Below are 17,304 nucleotides of genomic sequence, written 5' to 3'. Positions count from 1 at the left end.
CATGCTGCATCGCACCCTAATTGCGAGCGCATGACGGAATTCCTCGACGATATTCGCGCAGAAGGCATCTGGCTGCCGGACTGGCTTGCAAGCGCCATCATCTTTGCAGTGGTCATATCGGTCACGCTCTTTGCGCATCGCCTCCTCTTCCGGCTGCTGACACGGCTGATCGAGGGCAAGGATCTACTATGGCGCTCGCTCGTCTCGCGCCTGAAACGGGTCGTGCGGCTTGCCATGCTGGTGGCAGCACTTTCCTTCGGCGCGACAATTGCGCCGCTGACGGATCTGCAGTCGGCGACCGTGCGCCATATCCTCTTGATCTTCTTCATCGTGCTCGTCGCCTGGATGGCGAAGATCGTCAAGCATATCTGGATGACGGTCTACCTCCGACGCTTCAAGCTCGATGCCGAGGACAATCTTCTGGCACGCAAGCATGTGACGCAGACGCGCATCGTGGAGCGTATTGCCGATCTCCTCATCGTCGTGGTGGCAATATCGGCCTGCATGATGACCTTCGATGCCGTTCGGCAATATGGCGTCAGTCTGCTCGCGTCTGCCGGCGTGGCCGGTATCGTCATCGGCCTTGCGCTGCAGCCAGTGCTGAAAAACCTGTTTGCCGGCATCCAGCTTGCCATCACCCAGCCAATCCGCATCGACGACGCACTTTTGGTCGAAGGAGAATGGGGCAAGGTGGAAGAGATCACCTCCACTTACGTCGTCGTGCAATTGTGGGACTGGCGACGATTGATCCTGCCGCTCAGCTATTTCATCGAGAACCCGTTCCAGAACTGGACGCGCGAAAGCTCGGCGCTGATCGGCACCGTCATGATCTATCTGGATTACAGCGTGCCGCTGGAAGTGATCCGCAGGAAGGTCGAGGAGATCGCGAAGGGCTCGCCGCTATGGGATCGCCGTGTCGTCAACATTGCTGTGACGGATTTCCGCGAGGCTGTGATGGAAATCCGCATTCTCGTCTCGGCATCGAATTCCGGCCGCACCTTCGATCTGCGCTGCGAAGTGCGCGAGAAGCTGATCGATTTCATCCAGCGCGAATATCCGGCAGCCTTGCCGCGCATGCGCGCTGTCATGAACGAACCGCCGGTGCGAGATCGGCGAGAAGCGGCGGAATAGATCTACCGCTTCGGCGCTCCCGCATCGCCTTCTACCGGTGTCGTGGCGATCGGCGACTGTGCATCGCCCGAAGCGACGGCGGCTGGCAGGGGCACACGGCGCTTGCGTTCGCGGATCAGTGTCAGCAGACCGGAGCAGATGATGAGCACGATGCCGAAAGCCATCGGCAGATCGACGCTGTCATTGAAGAAAAGATAGCCGAAGGCAATCGCCCAGATCATCTGGCTATATTGCGGCGTCGCCACCAGGGTTGCCGGAGCAAGCCTTGCTGCTGTCATCAGCATGACGTTGCCGGCGGCCCCCAGCAGGCCGTAGCTTGCGAGAAACAGCCATTGCTGCGGGCTTGGTGCCACCACCTCAGAAAGCATGAGCAAGCCGCTGACGACAAGGGTGCCCAGCAGCGAGGCGCCAAACAGCGAGAGGCGTTTTTCGGCCGGACCGAGCTTGCGCAGGATAACGATGGCGATGGCAGCGCTGATCGCGCCGATCGTCGCCGCCAGATGGCCAATCGACAGCTCGCGGAAACCGGGCCTCAGAACCACGAGCACACCCAGAAAACCGACGATGACGGCCGCCCAGCGCTGCCAGCGCACATCCTCTTTCAGGAAGATGACCGAGAGAATGGTGACGAAGGAGGGAAGCAGGAAGAGCAGGCAGAAGGCCTCGGCCATCGGCAGCTTGGTGAAGGTAATGATAGAGGCGATCGCGCCGATCGCGCCCGCGGCAAAGCGCACCATCCAGAGCGGCCGGTTCGTCGTCCTGAAAATGTCCAGCCATGAATCGCTCGGTCCCTTGATGAAAGGCAGCGCGGCAATGCTGAGGATCGCGCCTGTGAAGGCGACCTGGAAGGAAGGAACTGTACCGTGCAGGGCCTTGATGGATGCATCGCTGAAGGCAAAGACGGCATAGGCCGCGAATGCGACTAGGACGCCACGAAGCGTGGTGGAGGCGGCTGTCATTTATCCGAATCTTAAAGAGGTGGGTCGTTTCATCTACGGGATGAAATGCGGTCTATCAAAGGTTGATTGCGAATAGCTGCAATGCATGACCCGCGCATGACGCCATCGGAAGCGCCGGAAAAGCCGGGTCTTGCGTCGGAGCCCAATAGTTTCTATATCCGTCGCCCATGCAGGCTGGCGGCCGATCCCGCCGGAAATACAGGAAATCCGCCATATTCCGACGTGAGAAAGGCGGATCGAAACAGCACAGAATTTGGCAGCACCCGTGAACACACTGGATTTTGACAAGAAGCCGGAAGACACCCGTGTCGTCGTCGCCATGTCTGGCGGCGTTGACAGTTCCGTCGTGGCCGGGCTTCTCAAACGCCAGGGATATGATGTTCTGGGTATTACGCTGCAGCTATACGACCATGGCGCTGCGGTCCACCGCGCCGGCTCCTGCTGCGCGGGCCAGGATATCGACGATGCTCGCCGTGTCTGCGAAACGCTCGGTATTCCGCATTACGTGCTCGACTACGAGAAGCGATTCCGCGAAACCGTCATCAATCCCTTTGCGGAAAGCTATGTCGCCGGCGAGACGCCGATCCCCTGCGTTGCCTGCAACCAGACCGTCAAGTTCGCCGACCTCCTGGCGACTGCCAAGGAGCTCGGCGCCGACGCGCTGGCGACCGGCCATTATATCCGCTCGCGTCCAAATCCGTCGTCCTGCAATCCCGGCCGCCGCGCGCTCTACCGGCCGGCCGATGCCGATCGCGACCAGAGCTATTTCCTCTTTGCGACGACACAGGAACAGATCGACTATCTGCGTTTTCCCCTTGGTGGGCTTCCGAAGGCAGAGACCCGTCGGCTGGCCGAAGATATGGGCCTCGTCGTCGCCAAGAAGGCCGACAGCCAGGACATCTGTTTCGTGCCGCAGGGCAAATATTCCGACATCATCACCAAGCTGAAGCCGAATTCGGCTTTGGCCGGCGATATCGTCCATCTCGACGGCCGCATCCTCGGCCAGCACGAGGGCATCCTGCATTACACGATCGGCCAGCGGCGCGGCATCGGCATTGCTACCGGCGAGCCGCTCTATGTCGTCTATCTCGACGCCCGCTCGCGCCGCGTCATTGTCGGCCCCAAGGAGGCGCTCGAGACGCACCGCGTCTATCTGCGCGATGTCAACTGGCTGGGCGACGAGACGCTTCAGGTCGCAACGTCAGGCGAAGGCTTTGCCTGCTATGCCAAGGTTCGCTCGACCCGCGCACCGGCGCCGGCTGTGCTGCACATGGATGCGAGCGGCACCTATGTCGACCTGACGGTCGGCGAAGCGGGTATTGCGCCGGGCCAGGCCTGTGCGCTCTATTCGGCCCCCGGCGACGACGCCCGAGTCTTCGGCGGCGGCTTCATCGAACGTTCCGAGCGCGAGCCCGATGCAGAGGCCTCGCTGAAGGCGCTTTTGAGCCAGCCGGCGGCCGCGTAAAATTCCCGGGGAAAGGCGATGCGGCGGCACGGCCTTTTTCTCCATCATATGCTTGACACAAAGCTGCTACGCTCTTAATAAGCCGCTCATCCGACGGGCTGAGCGCTTCGCGAAAGGCTCGTTTGAATAATGGCTGGGTAGCTCAGTTGGTGAGAGCGCAGGATTCATAACCCTGAGGTCGGCGGTTCAATTCCGCCCCCCGCTACCATCTTTATCAACGACAGAAAACAGTCGATGCGCACGGGTTGCGTAACCGGTATAATGGTGCCTCACGGCATATCGTTGCCCGGGGATACACCATGAAATACGCTATTGTCGCAATGCTTCTCCTCGCCGCCGGTTGTAGTACGACGACGGAGGATCAGCCTATTCCCGGTAGTCTGACTTATGGCGGCAAGGTTATTCATTCGCCCTACAAGCCCGGCACCGTGATCAAACATACTTTCCTCGGCGACTTCGGCCTTCGGCAATTCGAGCGTTATGTCGTTCAGCCAGACGGCACGCTCAAGCTTGCTTCCCGTATTGAAAGCGAGGACTTCCTCTGGAATTGAGTGAGGTGCTTTAGAAATCCGCCGTCTCAGTCCGGCGTTGACCTGCGTCAAGGCGCGGGATTACGATTGTGGTTGAATTCCTGCCTTATTTGAATTCAGCCAGCAGAACGGATCTCTCATGTACAATCGCATATTGCTGCCCACCGACGGTTCGGAACTTTCCGCCCGGGGTGTCGATCATGGTCTTGCGCTTGCCAAGGCGCTCAACCTTCCCGTGACGGTCATCAGCGTCATCGTGCCGCTGACCGGTTTTGCGCTGCAGGGGATCGTGCAAGCGGAAGCGATGGACAGCTATAACGAGGGCCGCCGGAAAGAAATCGAGGACCTGGAAAAGATCATCGGCGAAAAGGCCAGGAATGCCGGCGTCATCGCCGACTTTGTCAGCAAGGTGCACCTGTCGCCGGCCGCTGCAATCCTGGAAACGGCGGCAGAGCAGGGCTGCGGCCTGATCGTGATTTCTTCGCATGGCCGTCGGGGGATCTCGCGGCTCATGCTCGGCAGCCAGACGTCCGAGGTGCTGTCCGAGGCCGGTATTCCGGTTCTGGTCGTAAAGTAGAGACTCAGTTTTCCGTCAGCGCGGGAAGGGGTGCTGAGCGCTCGGCAACGTAATCGGCCTTCTTTGCGGATGATCCGCTGTTTTCACGGCGCTCGCCGGCTTCTTCGCGGCTGCCAGCCTCCGGGGCCATATAGAAGGCAAGCATTTCCTCCAGGCGGGAGGCAGTGAGGTTGGCGGCGAAACCCTTCATGGCTTTCCTCGGCGGTGTTTCCGGTCGGGGAATTTCATAGCGTAGGTCGCGGGAGGTGCGGAATATGGGGCAGAAGGTTGTCACCAACTTTCGAGGTCGCGCATCTAACGGCTGATAACTTCGAGGCAGAATTCGATAAAAGCGTTGACCTTGGCCGGCACGTGATGCCGGGATGGATGGACGGCATAAAGCGGGAAAGTCTCGCCCGGCCAGTCCGGATAGAGTTCGACAAGACGTCCCTCTGCAAGCAGATCCTTGACGCTGAGGGCGAGAACCTGGGCGATGCCGGCGCCCGCGAGGCAGGCATCAAGCATGGTGCCGGCATCACTCATCAGAAGCGGACCACGGGCGTCGAGCGGCACGATCTTCTTGCCCCTGTGCAGTTCCCAGCCGAAGGTTCGGCCCGTCAGCGGATCGCGAAACTGAATGCAGAGGTGGCCGGCGATTTCGGCAGGTGTCTTTGGTGTGCCGTGTTCAGCGAGATAGGCAGGGGTTGCGACCGTCAATACACGGGTTTCCATCAGCTTGCGGGCGATGCGCGAGGAACTCGCCTGCTGGCCGAAGCGAATGGCGAGATCGATACCGTCGGCGACAAGATCGCTCATCAGGTCGCGGGTTATCAATTCGAGTTCCAGCGCCGGATAGTGGGTCATAAACTGCTTCAGGTGTGGCGCCAGCACCATGCGGGAAAAGATTGGATCGACATCGACACGCAGGCGCCCGCGGACGGTCGACAAGGCGCCGGAGGCACGTGTGGCGGCTTCTTCGATGCCATCCAGATGCGGAGCGACCTGTTCGTAGAAGCGTGCGCCTTCATCCGTCAGTCTCACCGACCGGGTGGTGCGGTCGAGCAGGCGCACACCGACACGTGCCTCCAGCCTCGATATCGCACGGCTGACGCCGGAGGCCGAAAGGCCGAGCGCGTCCGCCGCTTTGACGAAGCTGCCACTTTCGACCACCGCGGCAAGCGTGCTGACACCGGAAAGAAGGCGGCCGTCGAATGCCATGGATCACTCCTGATTTGACGTCATGGATGATGTCGGGCAAGTGCCGGCCAGTCAAGAAAACAAATGTCTATCGCGGGCCGCTCGGATCGAGAAAACCGGCTCGATGGAACAACTTCCCGCCGATTTGGTTTCTACGTTACAGATTGGAGGATCAAGAGATGACCCAATATGGAGACGAAAAGAACCGAATTGTGGATGAGAACACCGGCATGCCACTCGGGCAGGCCTCCTATGAAGAGGAAAAAACGCTTGCCGATGAGCGGCGTAGCGTCTCGCTCTGGGGCGTGCTCGCCGCCGGCATTCTGGTCATTCTGATTGCTGCGGCAAGTTTTGCCATCTGGCCAGGTTCGACCAATGAACCGGCTTCGACCGCATCGACGACCCAGGACCCGATCAACGCACAGCCCTCGGGCCAGGGCACGTTCGACAATAATCCGGCAACCGGCTCCATCAAGCCGCCGGAAGCCACAGACCGCGATCCGACACCTGACGGCAGCGGCGGTGGTCCGACGGGCGTGACGACGCCGAGCGGTACGCAGAACGGACAGTAAATTGTGATCTTGCTCAACGGCTGGGGAAGGGCTGCGCGGTTTCCGCGCGGCCCTCTTCATATCCGCTGACCTCGTCTCAGGCTGCGGGCCATTTCCAGTTGCGCACGTAGGGCATGTCCTCACCATATTCCCGGACATAGGCATGGTGCTCGACGAGCTTGGCTCGCAGGCTCTCCAGCGCTTCTGGCACTTTCTCCTTCAGGCCCGGCACACGTTCGATCGCCTCGATGGCAAGGTGGAAGCGGTCAAGTTCGTTGAGCACCGTCATGTCGAACGGCGTGGTGGTCGTGCCTTCCTCGATGAAACCGCGCACATGGATATTGCGATGGTTGGTGCGCTTATAGGTCAGCCGATGGATGAGATAGGGATAACCGTGATAGGCGAAGATCACCGGCCTGTCCGACGTAAAGATCGCGTCGAAGGCTTCGTCCGTCAGGCCGTGTGGATGCTGATCCTTTGATTGCAGAGCGAGCAGGTCTACGACGTTGACGGTGCGGATCTTAAGCTCCGGAATATGCTGGTGCAGCAGATCGACGGCGGCGAGCGTCTCCATGGTCGGGACGTCGCCGGCGCAGGCCATGATGACGTCGGGCGCCACCGTATCGTCTTCATGACTTGCCCAATCCCAGATGCCGATGCCGGTCTCGCAGTGTTTTACCGCCTCGTCCATCGTCAGCCATTGTGGCTCCGGCTGCTTGCCAGCGACGATGACGTTGATGCGGTCATAGGTTTTCAGGCAATGGTCGCCGACCCAGAGCAGGGTGTTGGCATCCGGCGGCAGGTAGATACGGACGATGTCGGCCTTCTTGTTGGCGACGAGGTCGACGAAGCCGGGGTCCTGATGCGAAAAGCCGTTGTGATCCTGCCTCCAGACATGGGAGGTCAGCAGATAGTTCAGCGAGGAAATCGGCTTTCTCCACTCCAGTTCGCGGGTGACCTTCAGCCATTTGGCGTGCTGGTTGAACATGGAATCTATGATGTGGATGAAGGCCTCGTAGCAGGAGAACAGGCCGTGCCGGCCGGTCAGCAGGTAGCCCTCCAGCCATCCCTGGCAAAGATGCTCGCTCAGCACTTCCATGACACGGCCGTCCCTGGAGAGGCTGACGTCATAAGGTTCGATTTCTTCCATCCATACACGATCGGTGACTTCGAAGACGCTGCCGAGGCGGTTCGATTCCGTTTCGTCAGGGCCGAAGATGCGGAAATTCGCATTGGCTTCGTTGAGTTTCAGCGTGTCACGCAGGTAGTGTCCGAGGATTTCGGTGGATTGCACCATGCTATCACCGCGCTTTTCCACTTTTACTTCATAGGCGCGGATATCGGGAGCATTCAGCTCCTTGCGCAGAATACCGCCATTGGCGTGCGGGTTGGCGCCCATGCGACGCTGGCCTGACGGGGCGAGTGCCCGCAATTCCGGCTTCAGTCTACCGGAAGTATCGAAGAGGTCTTCCGGATGATAGCTGCGCATCCAGTCTTCGAGGATTTTCCGGTGCCCGTCGTCGTCGCGGCAATTGGAGACCGGCACCTGATGGGCGCGCCAGAAACCTTCGACTTTCTTACCGTCCACCTCTTTCGGTCCGGTCCAGCCCTTGGGGCTGCGCAGTACGATCATTGGCCAGCGCGGGCAGGCCTGTGGCGCCTTACCGTCACGGGCTTGTTTCTGAATGGCGCGGATACGATCGAAGACTTTCTCGAAGGTTGCCGCCATCTGCTGATGCATCTTTGCAGGCTCATGGCCTTCGACGAAGAAGGGCTCATAGCCATAGCCCTCGAACAAATGTGCCAGGTCATCGTCACTCGCACGGCCGAGGATGGTCGGGTTGGCAATCTTGTAGCCGTTCAGGTGCAGGATCGGCAGAACAGCGCCGTCGCGGGCAGGATTCAGGAATTTGTTGGAGTGCCAGCTTGCTGCAAGCGGGCCGGTTTCGGCCTCACCATCACCGATAACGCAGGCGACGACCAGATCGGGATTATCGAAGGCGGCGCCATACGCGTGAACGAGTGCATAACCGAGTTCGCCGCCCTCATGAATGGAGCCCGGCGTTTCCGGTGCTGCGTGGCTCGGGATGCCGCCGGGGAAGGAGAACTGACGGAAGAGCTTGCGCATGCCATCCTCGGTCTCGGCGATATGGGGATAGATCTCGCTGTAGATGCCTTCGAGATAGGTATTGGCGACCATGCCCGGTCCGCCGTGACCGGGGCCGCACATATAGATGATGTCGAGATCGCGGGCGCAGATAACGCGGTTCAGATGTGCATAGATGAAATTGAGACCTGGCGTCGTACCCCAGTGGCCGAGCAGGCGGGGCTTGATATGTTCTGGTTCCAGGGGCTGGCGCAGGAGAGGATTGGAGAGGAGATAGATCTGCCCGACCGAGAGATAATTGGCTGCGCGCCAGTAGCGGTCGATGAGAGCGAGTTCGGCGTCGGACAGAACTGCTGGAGTCGAGACATGCTTTTCCATGGATTCTCCCATTTAAACTTGTTCAACGTCAATTCTAGCTGCTAGCGCCCGCGTGCCTTTGATCTGGATCAGCCGGAGCGAACTATTGCGAGCGCCTCCTGTGCGATGATCTGTTCCTCGTCCGTGGCAATGACATGCGCCGTTATGCGGCTTGCGGGTGTCGTGATTGTGAAGCCGTTGGCGCTGTTTGCCTTGTCATCAACCGTAACGCCGAGCCAGGCGAGACGCTGGAGGACGGCGGCGCGAATCTGGGGCTGGTGCTCGCCGATGCCAGCGGTAAAGACGATGGCGTCGAGCCCGCCGAGCGTCACAGACATGCGGCCGATTTCGCCGGCGATGCGCAACGTGAAAAGGTCGAGCGCCTCTCGGGCCTCTGGACGGCCGTCCTCGAGAAGATCGCGCGTATCGGCATTGATGTCGGAGACGCCGAGCAGGCCGGCGCGATGATAGAGCATATCCTCCACCTGTTCGGCAGACAGCTTCTTCTGCTGCAGGAGATGCAGGATCACGCCGGGGTCGAGCCAGCCGGGCCGTGTCGCCATCGGAATGCCGTCGAGCGTCGAAAAGCCCATGCTGCAGTCGCGGCTGACACCTTTTTCCAATGCGCAGAGGCTTGCACCGCTGCCGAGATGGGCGGCGGCGATCCTCGGTTTGGTCGACAACCTGCGGCTCACTTCACCGGCAATGAACTTGTAGGAGAGACCGTGAAAACCGTAGCGCTTGATGCCTTCCTCATGAAGTGCACGAGGGATGGCGAAGCGGCGGACGAGATCGGCCTGAGTGGCGTGAAAAGCGGTATCGAAGGAGGCCGTCTGGGCAAGATGCGGCCTCAAGTGCCTGAGCGCGCGAATGAAGCGTAGCGCCTGCGGCTGGTGAAGGGGAGCGAGCGGGATCAGTGCGTCGATCGCGTCGATTGCGGCATCGTCGAGCGATATCGCTTCGGTAAAGCGGTCGCCGCCATGGACGACGCGGTGGCCTGCCGCACGGACAGCGGCGATATCGAAGTGGTCCGCCAACAGCTCGAACGTCTCGTCGATGACGGAATGCAGATCGTCGGTCAGCGCGGCTTTCAGGGGCATGTCGAAAGTCTTCGGGCCTTCGGTCAGGCTGAAGGCCAGCGGCGCGGCGCGAAAATCGATTACGCCCTTGCCGATCCGCCGCACCCTCGCATCCTCGATGGCGAAAATGCCGATCTTCACCGTCGAGGAGCCGGCATTGAATGTCAGGAGAAGATCGGTTGATGGCATGTTGCTTGATGCTCCCCGGCAAGCGTGACGTTGAGCGAACTTAGCGTCATTGCGCCGAGTGGGAAGCCTCTTGCCTTTCGGGCAGGCGATTTTCGGTTGTCGATTTCGGGCCAGACCAAGACCAAGCGCGGATCGCCGCGTCATGAGAGTTTCACGCGACGGATTTATTAACAAATGGCAAATTTGCAAATGGAACAAGGAACTATGCCATGGCCGATATTGCCCCCAGCCATAGCGACGCTTCCCATCCGCTGCATCACTCGAACTCCTCCGGCAAATGGTTTCTGCCGGTGTTCGGGCTCGTTGTTGTTTGCGGTCTCGGATATGTCGCCTATGCCCTCGCCCGTGATCTGACTGCCGCAGTTGCCGTTCCCTGGTTACTTCTCGGTCTTGCGCTGTTGATCGCGCTCGGCTTCGAGTTCGTCAACGGTTTTCACGATACTGCGAATGCGGTGGCAACCGTCATCTACACGCGCTCCATGCCGGCGGAGTTTGCCGTCATCTGGTCGGGTTTCTTCAATTTCCTCGGCGTTCTGACGTCGACCGGCGCCGTCGCTTTCGGCATTCTGGCGCTGCTGCCGGTCGAGCTCATCCTGCAGGTCGGTTCCGGGTCCGGTCTTGCGATGGTCTTTGCACTGTTGATCGCGGCGATCCTCTGGAACCTCGGCACCTGGTATCTCGGCCTGCCGTCATCGAGTTCGCACACGCTGGTCGGCTCAATCATCGGCGTCGGCCTCGCCAACCAGTTCCTGGCGCCGGCAGGGTCCGCTACCAGTGGTGTGGACTGGTCGCAGGCGACGAATATCGGTCTGTCGCTGCTGATCTCGCCGGTCATCGGCTTCGGTCTCTCCGCCATTCTGCTGCTGGTCCTGAAATTCCTCGTGCGCAAGCCCGAACTCTATCAAGAACCGAAGGGCAACCAGCCGCCGCCGTTGTGGATCCGCGCCATCCTGATCTTCACCTGCACGGGCGTCAGCTTTGCCCACGGCTCGAATGACGGCCAGAAGGGCATGGGCCTCATCATGCTCATCCTCATCGGTCTCGTGCCGACCGCCTTCGCGCTGAACCGCACGCCTGACGTCAACTATCTCGAAGCCTACAAGTCGGCTTCGGCACAGGTGGAAACGGCACTCGGCAAGTATGTGAAGCCGGGTGTGACTGTTGGCGATTACAAGGCCGAGATCAGCAATGCCGTCAAGAACAAGGTCTGGACGGATGCGACCACGCCGGCGCTGCAGGAATATATCCATCAGACAAGCGCTGAAGTGGCTGCCTTCCCGACGCTGGAAGCCGTTCCGACAAATCTTGTCGGCAACATCCGCAACGACATCTATCTGATCGGCGAGGCGCTGAAGCTCATCGACAAGCAGAAGCTGCTGCCGATGGACGCGACCGATCTGAAGGCGGTCACCGCCTATCATGCCTCGGTCGACAATGCGACGAAGTTCATTCCGCTGTGGGTGAAGGTCGCGGTGGCGCTGGCTCTCGGCCTTGGCACGATGGTCGGCTGGAAGCGCATCGTCGTCACCGTTGGCGAAAAGATCGGCAAGACGCATCTAACCTACGGACAGGGTGCTGCTGCGGAAGTCGTCGCCATGGTGACGATCGCCTCGGCGGACCATCTCGGCCTGCCGGTTTCGACCACGCATGTGCTGTCGTCGGGCGTTGCCGGCACGATGGCTGCGAATGGGTCGGGCCTGCAATGGTCGACCGTGCGCAATATGATCATGGCCTGGGTGCTGACGCTGCCGGCCTCAATCGCGATCGCCTTCCTGCTGTTCGTGATCCTGCGTCAGCTTTTCTAGGTCTGAGCCTGGTCAGGCCGTAGAGGCCAGACCAGCATTTTGACTTTCGATAAAGATGCCCGCCTCTGCGGCGGGCATCGCCTTGCCGAAGAGATAGCCCTGGCCGATATCGCAGCCGAGTTGAAGCAGATACGCGAGCTGGACGTGCTCCTCGATGCCTTCCGCCGTTGTCTTGATGTTGAGGCTCCTGCCGAGTGCGAGCATGGCACGGACGATCTTGTCCTGCTTTTCGTCCTCGCGGCAGGTTGCGATGAAGCTCTTGTCGATCTTGATTTTGTCGAAGCGGTAGCGGGCGAGCTGCGCGAGGCTCGAATAGCCCGTGCCGAAGTCGTCGAGTGCGATCTGCACACCTGCCTCGTGCAGTTCATCGAGAATATGGGCAGCGATCGCCGGATCCTGGATCAGCGCGTTTTCGGTAATTTCCACCTCGAGCCGTTTTGCCGGCAGACGACTTGCCGTCAGCACCTTGAGAATGCGCGAGGTAAGCAGCTTGTCTTCCATCTGCACCGGCGAAACATTGAAGGACAGCCTGACATGGTCGGGCCAGTCCAGTGCATCGTGACATGCCTGGGTCAGGAGGTTTTCGAACAGTTCGGTGATCATGCCGGTTTCTTCGGCAATGCCAATGAAGACAGGCGGCGGGATGTTCATGCCGTCTTCATCGGTCCACCGCGCAAGCGCCTCGAAGCCGCAGAGCCTGCCGCTTCTAAGGTCGATCAGCGGCTGGTAGTGGATCTTGATGGCCTTGCTTTGAATGGCTCCGCGCAGTTTTGTTTCCAGCGATGCGCGTTCCGTCACCCTGTCCTGCATGGATGGTTCAAAGATCAGGCTGTGGTTAGGGCCGCGCGATTTCGCCTCGTACATGGCAAGATCGGCGCGATGGGCAGCATCCTCCAAGGGTTCGGCGCCCTCGTTCCAGCGATCGTAGCCGACGCTGGCACCGACCTCGACAGCAAAGCCATCGATCAGGATCGGGCGGGTAACCGCCTGGATCAGCACTTTGGCGAACCATTCCTCGCGGGCTGCCGTAAGGCCGAGGGCAATGATGATGAATTCATCGCCGCCGAAACGATAGACGCAATCGGCATTGCCAAGTGCACAGATGCGCTTGGACACTTCCACCAGCAAGACGTCGCCGCCCTTATGGCCGACAAGATCGTTGACCTTCTTGAAGCCGTCGAGGTCGACGGAGAAGATCGTGACATTGCTGTTGGATTCTTCTGGAATATTGCCCTGTGTATCGGAGAGCTTCGGCAAAATCTTGCGCTCGAAGGCGTAACGGTTCGGAAGCTTCGTCAGATGATCATGGGTGGCAGTCCAGTCGGCGCGCGCCTGGGCGGCATCGCGAAGCTGCATCTCCTTGCGAAGGTCGGCGATGCGCAACACGGAATAGATGAAGCTCATTCCGCCGGCGATGCCGAGAGCGAGCACAAACTTGTCTGCACCGTAATTTTCGAAACGGCTCATGAAGGTGACGAGCCAGCTATCGACATCAAGCAGGGCACCCGAAATCCACAACGCCGCACCAAGCGCCATGATCGTCAGGCATTGCCTTCCCGCCCTGCTCCTGAAGAACTCCAGCATCCGTTTCTCCATCTCCACCCGGCGCCGGAAATATCATCAAATTCTGAAATGTTTATTGAAACCTGAAGGCGAATTGTCGGGGCTCTGCCAGCAGCCGGCGGCGAATCCGCGGACAATGAGGCTACATTTCGTGCCGGGAAAACGCTTTCGAGATACGAAGCTGGATGCCAAATTTACTGCTTGTTGAAACCTTTGACCGCTTGCCGCTTTATGCTTTCGCAACGGATGCAAGCGGATGTCTCTCTTCTATTTCAAGACTATAGACAATGACGGCACGGTACCCGGAGACCTGCCATTCGAATTTGCCGACCTATTCGCCGCCGTGGAGGAGGCAAAGCATGTGCTGGCGGAAATGGCGCTCGACGGCTTGCCGCAATGGCCGGGCGGATCGCTGGGCATCGAAGTGCAGAACAGTGACCGCTCTCCGATCGTGCGGCTGCGGCTGGAGCTGAAAGTCGACTACATCCGGTCGCCCTGAACGGAACCAATGTTGCTTCCAAGCCGTTGACCGGGACCATCCACGAGAGAGGACAATCTCATGCAACTTGTCGGCACTCAAGTCATACCCGCCTATGGCGGCAAGGGCGGTTTCACGGTCGAGTTCGTGGGCGACGGCGGCGAGGTCGTCTCCGTGCAGATCAAGAACGACCGCGGGCAGCAATTGAACCGGTTGAACGCGGTCGAAAAGGCGAGGGAAGTGATGAGCCGTTTTGCTACGGCGAAGATCCGCGACGAGGACACTCGCCCCAGCGTGCTCCGGACTGCCCGTGCGGCGGGTGATCAGGGAACGATGGAAGAGCAGCTTGACGAAGGGCTGGAAGGCACTTTCCCCGCCAGCGATCCAGTCTCGGTCACCAACACCGCAATCCCCAAGGGCAGCAAGCACTGATCTGCCCATTCATGGCCGCACCGGCAGAAGGCGCCCTGTGATCATCAGCTTGATCGCAGGGCGTTTTTCGGTCACAGGTACTTCAGAACCAGAAGCTCAAAGATCGCTCTTCATGCCCTCCTCAAATGCCCCTTTCGTGCGCTCCGCGCTGATCATGCTTGCGCTCGGTGTGTTGATCCTGACGTTGATTGTCGGGACCTCGCTCTGGCTTGTTCGTGAAAACAGCGTCTATTCCGATGAGGTGGCGCAGATACGTCAGGTGCGCAGCGCGGCCGCCGATCTGCTATCGACGCTGCAGGACGCCGAGACCGGCCAGCGCGGCTTTCTGCTGACGCTGGACCGGAAATACCTCGATCCCTACAATGCAGCGATTGAAAGTCTCTCGGAGCGGCGCCAGCGGTTGCGGGAAGCCACCAATGATGCCTTGCGCTACAGCGGAAGCATGGCTTCTCTTGATAATGCGATCGACGCCAAGCTCAAGGAGCTTTCATCGACCATTACGCTCGCCTCGCAAGGGCAGATGGCGGATGCACTTGCCATCGTCCGCGGCGATGCCGGCAATGCAGCAATGGCGGTGGCACGCTCGACGCTCACCGGTCTCATCGCTTCGACAGACGATCGGCTGCGGGTTGTCGTTACGGAACAATTGAATGGGGCCGCCAATCTGCAATGGGTCACGGTTGGCGGCGCAATTGCCATTGTCATCGTCGTCGGTGGCGCCATCCTCATCATCGTCCAGCACGTGCGAGAACTTTCGCGGGCGCAGAGGGAGCTCGAAGTGCTCAATGTCGGGCTGGAAGAGCGCGTGAGCGAGCGCACCGAAGATCTTATGCGGGCGAACCAGGAAATCCAGCGTTTCGCTTATATCGTCACGCACGATCTCCGCGCGCCGCTCGTCAACATCATGGGCTTTCTGAGCGAACTGGAAACCAGCCTGAAGGCGGTAACCGCTTATGTTGTTGCAGATGACAGAGCGCCGAGCGAAGAGGAAATCAGGGAGGCGCGGCTTGCGGTGCAAGAAGACCTACCGGAGGCAATGAATTTCATCCGCTCCTCCACGCGCAAGATGGACTCGCTGATCAATGCCATCCTGAAGATTTCGCGAGACGGCCGGCGCAAGCTTGCTCCGGAGCGCATCGATCTCAAAGCGTCGCTCGAAACGGCGGCCGCGAGCGTCCAGCATCAGATCGCCGCTTCCGATGGAACGGTGGAAATCGACGTGCGCGTGCCTTCGCTTGTGACGGACCGCTTCTCGCTCGACCAGATTTTCGGCAATATCTTCGACAACGCAGTAAAATATCGTTCACCGGCCCGGCCGCTCGACTTGCGGGTGAGGGTGGTGCCGGCAGGCAAAGGGCGTGTCCAGGTCGACATCAAAGACAATGGCCGCGGTATTGGAAAGGCGGATCTGGAGCGGGTATTCGAGCTTTTCCGACGTGCCGGCGAGCAGGACCAGGCGGGTGAGGGCATCGGGCTTGCCTATGTGCGCTCGTTAATACGAAATTTGGGAGGCGATGTTACGGTCGATTCGGCCGAAGGTGTCGGAAGTACATTTACACTCGTACTGCCGGCAGACCTCAGCACGATTATAAAGGCAGAAACATGAAAGCTACCGGCAAAGAAGTCACCATCGTCATGATCGAGGACGATGAGGGGCATGCCCGTCTCATCGAGAAGAACGTGCGCCGCGCAGGCGTCAACAACGAGATCGTCCCGTTTACCAACGGCACCAGCGCTCTCGATTTTATTCTCGGAGCGGATCGCAGCGGCGAAGTGAGCCGCGACCGCTATCTTCTCGTTCTGCTTGACCTGAACCTGCCGGATATGTCGGGCATCGATATTCTCGAGAAGATCAAGGGCAACGAGCATACCAAGCGTCTGCCGGTGGTGATCCTGACGACGACCGACGATGAGCGTGAAATCCAGCGCTGCTACGATCTCGGCGCCAATGTCTACATTACCAAGCCGGTCGATTACGACAATTTCGCTCACGCGATCCGCCAACTCGGCCTGTTCTTCGCGGTCATCCAGATCCCGCAATAAACCGGCAAAGAGAAAGGCGAGCAGCCTTAGCACGCTCGCCTTTGACGTACTCTGACAGTTCAGGCGACATTGATCAGCAATGGTACGCTGATCATGATGCCGACGAGAACGGCGACAACAGTTGCGACACGCACGATGCGAATACGCCGCGTGCGCTCCCCACTCCAGTCATAGGTCATTTTTCGTCTCCTCGGGGAAGGACGTAGAGCCCGGAACTCCGGGTTCAACATGTATGACTGTGTTTGCTTGTGTAAGGCTGGACTAATTTACGAGGATTGTTCAGAAACGCAGTGACCAGCGGCGACCGTCATGCGTCATGCGCACCATGCCCAGCGGCTGGACATCGATGGTCCAGAAGGAGGCGAAGGGCGCCTTCAGCACGTCCAGGATCGCAGCGCGGATAACGGTTGCGTGGGTGACCGCAACGACATGGCCGCCGAGCGGCATTTCCTCGTTCATCCAGCCGGCTACGCGCTTGCAAAGCTGTTCCAGGCTCTCACCCTCATGAGGAGAAGCCTCGGGATCAGACATCCAGAGAGCAAGGTTTTCCGGTTCTTCGGAGTGAAGGCTCATGAGCGGCTTGCCGGTCCAGCGTCCGTAGTCGCAATCCCTGAGCGAAGGGGCACGGGTCGCGTCGAAGCCCAGCATTTGCGCCGTCTGCAGGGCGCGCAGCGCCGGGCTCGCGAATACCCTGTCCGCCCGCCCAGGCGCCGGCAACATGGCGGTGCTCAGCGCCTGTTCCTCCAGCGGTTCGTCCGTGGGAAACGAAGCGGTGCGATTTGCCGCCGTTGCACCGTGGCAGATCCATGTGAGGCGGGTGGTCACGTTGCTCGGCGCCCTCCGGATATAGGGCGGGATGACC

General features: G+C 59.7%; 17 protein-coding genes and 1 tRNA gene. 11 read left to right on the top strand and 7 right to left on the bottom strand.

What is annotated here, in order from left to right:
* The first annotated feature begins 30 nt into the window (after nt 1-30).
* Nucleotides 31-1,131: a mechanosensitive ion channel family protein gene (locus FHT93_RS28355; protein WP_183850605.1), complete on the top strand. Its 1,101-nt coding sequence runs from the start codon at nt 31-33 to the stop codon at nt 1,129-1,131.
* A 2-nt stretch (nt 1,132-1,133) separates the two neighbouring features.
* On the opposite strand, the gene FHT93_RS28350 is transcribed toward FHT93_RS28355, so the two are convergent.
* Nucleotides 1,134-2,090 carry a DMT family transporter gene (locus tag FHT93_RS28350; protein WP_113017218.1) on the bottom strand — a complete coding sequence of 319 codons (957 nt, stop codon included), beginning with the start codon at nt 2,088-2,090 and terminating at the stop codon, nt 1,134-1,136.
* Nucleotides 2,091-2,355: 265 nt separating this feature from the next.
* On the opposite strand from FHT93_RS28350, the gene mnmA reads away from it, so the two are divergent.
* From mnmA to FHT93_RS28330, 4 genes are all read left to right on the top strand, one after another.
* Complete coding sequence (gene mnmA / locus FHT93_RS28345; protein WP_112972109.1) at nt 2,356-3,555, top strand: tRNA 2-thiouridine(34) synthase MnmA; 1,200 nt, start codon at nt 2,356-2,358, stop codon at nt 3,553-3,555.
* Nucleotides 3,556-3,686: 131 nt separating this feature from the next.
* A tRNA-Met gene (locus FHT93_RS28340) sits at nt 3,687-3,763 on the top strand.
* A gap of 91 nt (nt 3,764-3,854) precedes the next feature.
* Nucleotides 3,855-4,106 carry a hypothetical protein gene (locus FHT93_RS28335; protein WP_112972078.1) on the top strand — a complete coding sequence of 84 codons (252 nt, stop codon included), beginning with the start codon at nt 3,855-3,857 and terminating at the stop codon, nt 4,104-4,106.
* Nucleotides 4,107-4,224: 118 nt separating this feature from the next.
* Nucleotides 4,225-4,662, top strand: coding sequence for a universal stress protein (locus tag FHT93_RS28330; protein WP_112546057.1), 438 nt, complete (start codon nt 4,225-4,227; stop codon nt 4,660-4,662).
* A 4-nt stretch (nt 4,663-4,666) separates the two neighbouring features.
* On the opposite strand, the gene FHT93_RS28325 is transcribed toward FHT93_RS28330, so the two are convergent.
* Both FHT93_RS28325 and FHT93_RS28320 read right to left on the bottom strand, forming a co-directional pair.
* The gene (locus FHT93_RS28325) at nt 4,667-4,852 is read right to left on the bottom strand and encodes a hypothetical protein (RefSeq protein ID WP_183850897.1); all 186 of its coding nucleotides are present in this window, start codon (nt 4,850-4,852) and stop codon (nt 4,667-4,669) included.
* 104 nt (nt 4,853-4,956) lie between these two features.
* On the bottom strand, nt 4,957-5,859 hold the full coding sequence (locus tag FHT93_RS28320) for a LysR family transcriptional regulator (protein ID WP_183850604.1): 903 nt from the start codon (nt 5,857-5,859) through the stop codon (nt 4,957-4,959).
* A 158-nt stretch (nt 5,860-6,017) separates the two neighbouring features.
* Between FHT93_RS28320 and FHT93_RS28315 the strand changes: the two genes are divergently transcribed.
* Nucleotides 6,018-6,410 carry a hypothetical protein gene (locus FHT93_RS28315; protein WP_246715791.1) on the top strand — a complete coding sequence of 131 codons (393 nt, stop codon included), beginning with the start codon at nt 6,018-6,020 and terminating at the stop codon, nt 6,408-6,410.
* 76 nt (nt 6,411-6,486) lie between these two features.
* Here FHT93_RS28315 and FHT93_RS28310 read toward each other — a convergent pair whose 3' ends face one another.
* Nucleotides 6,487-8,874 carry a phosphoketolase family protein gene (locus FHT93_RS28310; RefSeq protein WP_183850602.1) on the bottom strand — a complete coding sequence of 796 codons (2,388 nt, stop codon included), beginning with the start codon at nt 8,872-8,874 and terminating at the stop codon, nt 6,487-6,489.
* Between the two features lie 68 nt (nt 8,875-8,942).
* Complete coding sequence (locus tag FHT93_RS28305) at nt 8,943-10,121, bottom strand: acetate/propionate family kinase (RefSeq protein WP_183850600.1); 1,179 nt, start codon at nt 10,119-10,121, stop codon at nt 8,943-8,945.
* A 209-nt stretch (nt 10,122-10,330) separates the two neighbouring features.
* Between FHT93_RS28305 and FHT93_RS28300 the strand changes: the two genes are divergently transcribed.
* The gene (locus FHT93_RS28300) at nt 10,331-11,926 is read left to right on the top strand and encodes an inorganic phosphate transporter (protein WP_183850598.1); all 1,596 of its coding nucleotides are present in this window, start codon (nt 10,331-10,333) and stop codon (nt 11,924-11,926) included.
* A 12-nt stretch (nt 11,927-11,938) separates the two neighbouring features.
* Here FHT93_RS28300 and FHT93_RS28295 read toward each other — a convergent pair whose 3' ends face one another.
* On the bottom strand, nt 11,939-13,510 hold the full coding sequence (locus FHT93_RS28295; RefSeq protein ID WP_183850596.1) for an EAL domain-containing protein: 1,572 nt from the start codon (nt 13,508-13,510) through the stop codon (nt 11,939-11,941).
* 235 nt (nt 13,511-13,745) lie between these two features.
* Between FHT93_RS28295 and FHT93_RS28290 the strand changes: the two genes are divergently transcribed.
* The 4 genes from FHT93_RS28290 to FHT93_RS28275 all read left to right on the top strand — a co-directional run bounded on the left by FHT93_RS28290 (nt 13,746) and on the right by FHT93_RS28275 (nt 16,442).
* The gene (locus tag FHT93_RS28290; RefSeq protein WP_183850594.1) at nt 13,746-13,988 is read left to right on the top strand and encodes a hypothetical protein; all 243 of its coding nucleotides are present in this window, start codon (nt 13,746-13,748) and stop codon (nt 13,986-13,988) included.
* A 60-nt stretch (nt 13,989-14,048) separates the two neighbouring features.
* Nucleotides 14,049-14,399, top strand: coding sequence for a hypothetical protein (locus FHT93_RS28285; protein ID WP_113209418.1), 351 nt, complete (start codon nt 14,049-14,051; stop codon nt 14,397-14,399).
* A 112-nt stretch (nt 14,400-14,511) separates the two neighbouring features.
* The gene (locus tag FHT93_RS28280; protein WP_246781756.1) at nt 14,512-16,005 is read left to right on the top strand and encodes a CHASE3 domain-containing protein; all 1,494 of its coding nucleotides are present in this window, start codon (nt 14,512-14,514) and stop codon (nt 16,003-16,005) included.
* Nucleotides 16,002-16,442, top strand: coding sequence for a response regulator (locus FHT93_RS28275; RefSeq protein WP_112546049.1), 441 nt, complete (start codon nt 16,002-16,004; stop codon nt 16,440-16,442). The genes FHT93_RS28280 and FHT93_RS28275 overlap by 4 nt, the downstream gene beginning before the upstream one ends.
* Before the next feature lie 279 nt (nt 16,443-16,721).
* Here FHT93_RS28275 and FHT93_RS28270 read toward each other — a convergent pair whose 3' ends face one another.
* Nucleotides 16,722-17,267 (bottom strand): histidine phosphatase family protein, encoded by a 546-nt coding sequence (locus tag FHT93_RS28270; protein WP_183850888.1) that lies wholly within the window; start codon nt 17,265-17,267, stop codon nt 16,722-16,724.
* Nucleotides 17,268-17,304: the final 37 nt, after the last annotated feature.

Origin of the sequence: Rhizobium sp. BK379 (genome assembly GCF_014193955.1) — a bacterium.
Lineage (GTDB): Bacteria > Pseudomonadota > Alphaproteobacteria > Rhizobiales > Rhizobiaceae > Rhizobium.
Note: the sequence above shows the minus strand (reverse complement) of the source record. Positions and strands in the feature narration are given on the sequence as shown.

Excerpts from the sequence above, each read along its gene's own strand:
- FHT93_RS28355 (WP_183850605.1), top strand. The coding sequence starts at position 31 with ATGACGGAATTCCTCGACGATATTCGCGCAGAAGGCATCTGGCTGCCG.
- FHT93_RS28350 (WP_113017218.1), bottom strand. The coding sequence starts at position 2,090 with ATGACAGCCGCCTCCACCACGCTTCGTGGCGTCCTAGTCGCATTCGCG.
- FHT93_RS28335 (WP_112972078.1), top strand. The coding sequence starts at position 3,855 with ATGAAATACGCTATTGTCGCAATGCTTCTCCTCGCCGCCGGTTGTAGT.
- FHT93_RS28330 (WP_112546057.1), top strand. The coding sequence starts at position 4,225 with ATGTACAATCGCATATTGCTGCCCACCGACGGTTCGGAACTTTCCGCC.
- FHT93_RS28325 (WP_183850897.1), bottom strand. The coding sequence starts at position 4,852 with ATGAAGGGTTTCGCCGCCAACCTCACTGCCTCCCGCCTGGAGGAAATG.
- FHT93_RS28320 (WP_183850604.1), bottom strand. The coding sequence starts at position 5,859 with ATGGCATTCGACGGCCGCCTTCTTTCCGGTGTCAGCACGCTTGCCGCG.
- FHT93_RS28315 (WP_246715791.1), top strand. The coding sequence starts at position 6,018 with ATGACCCAATATGGAGACGAAAAGAACCGAATTGTGGATGAGAACACC.
- FHT93_RS28310 (WP_183850602.1), bottom strand. The coding sequence starts at position 8,874 with ATGGAAAAGCATGTCTCGACTCCAGCAGTTCTGTCCGACGCCGAACTC.
- FHT93_RS28305 (WP_183850600.1), bottom strand. The coding sequence starts at position 10,121 with ATGCCATCAACCGATCTTCTCCTGACATTCAATGCCGGCTCCTCGACG.
- FHT93_RS28300 (WP_183850598.1), top strand. The coding sequence starts at position 10,331 with ATGGCCGATATTGCCCCCAGCCATAGCGACGCTTCCCATCCGCTGCAT.
- FHT93_RS28295 (WP_183850596.1), bottom strand. The coding sequence starts at position 13,510 with ATGCTGGAGTTCTTCAGGAGCAGGGCGGGAAGGCAATGCCTGACGATC.
- FHT93_RS28290 (WP_183850594.1), top strand. The coding sequence starts at position 13,746 with ATGTCTCTCTTCTATTTCAAGACTATAGACAATGACGGCACGGTACCC.
- FHT93_RS28285 (WP_113209418.1), top strand. The coding sequence starts at position 14,049 with ATGCAACTTGTCGGCACTCAAGTCATACCCGCCTATGGCGGCAAGGGC.
- FHT93_RS28280 (WP_246781756.1), top strand. The coding sequence starts at position 14,512 with ATGCCCTCCTCAAATGCCCCTTTCGTGCGCTCCGCGCTGATCATGCTT.
- FHT93_RS28275 (WP_112546049.1), top strand. The coding sequence starts at position 16,002 with ATGAAAGCTACCGGCAAAGAAGTCACCATCGTCATGATCGAGGACGAT.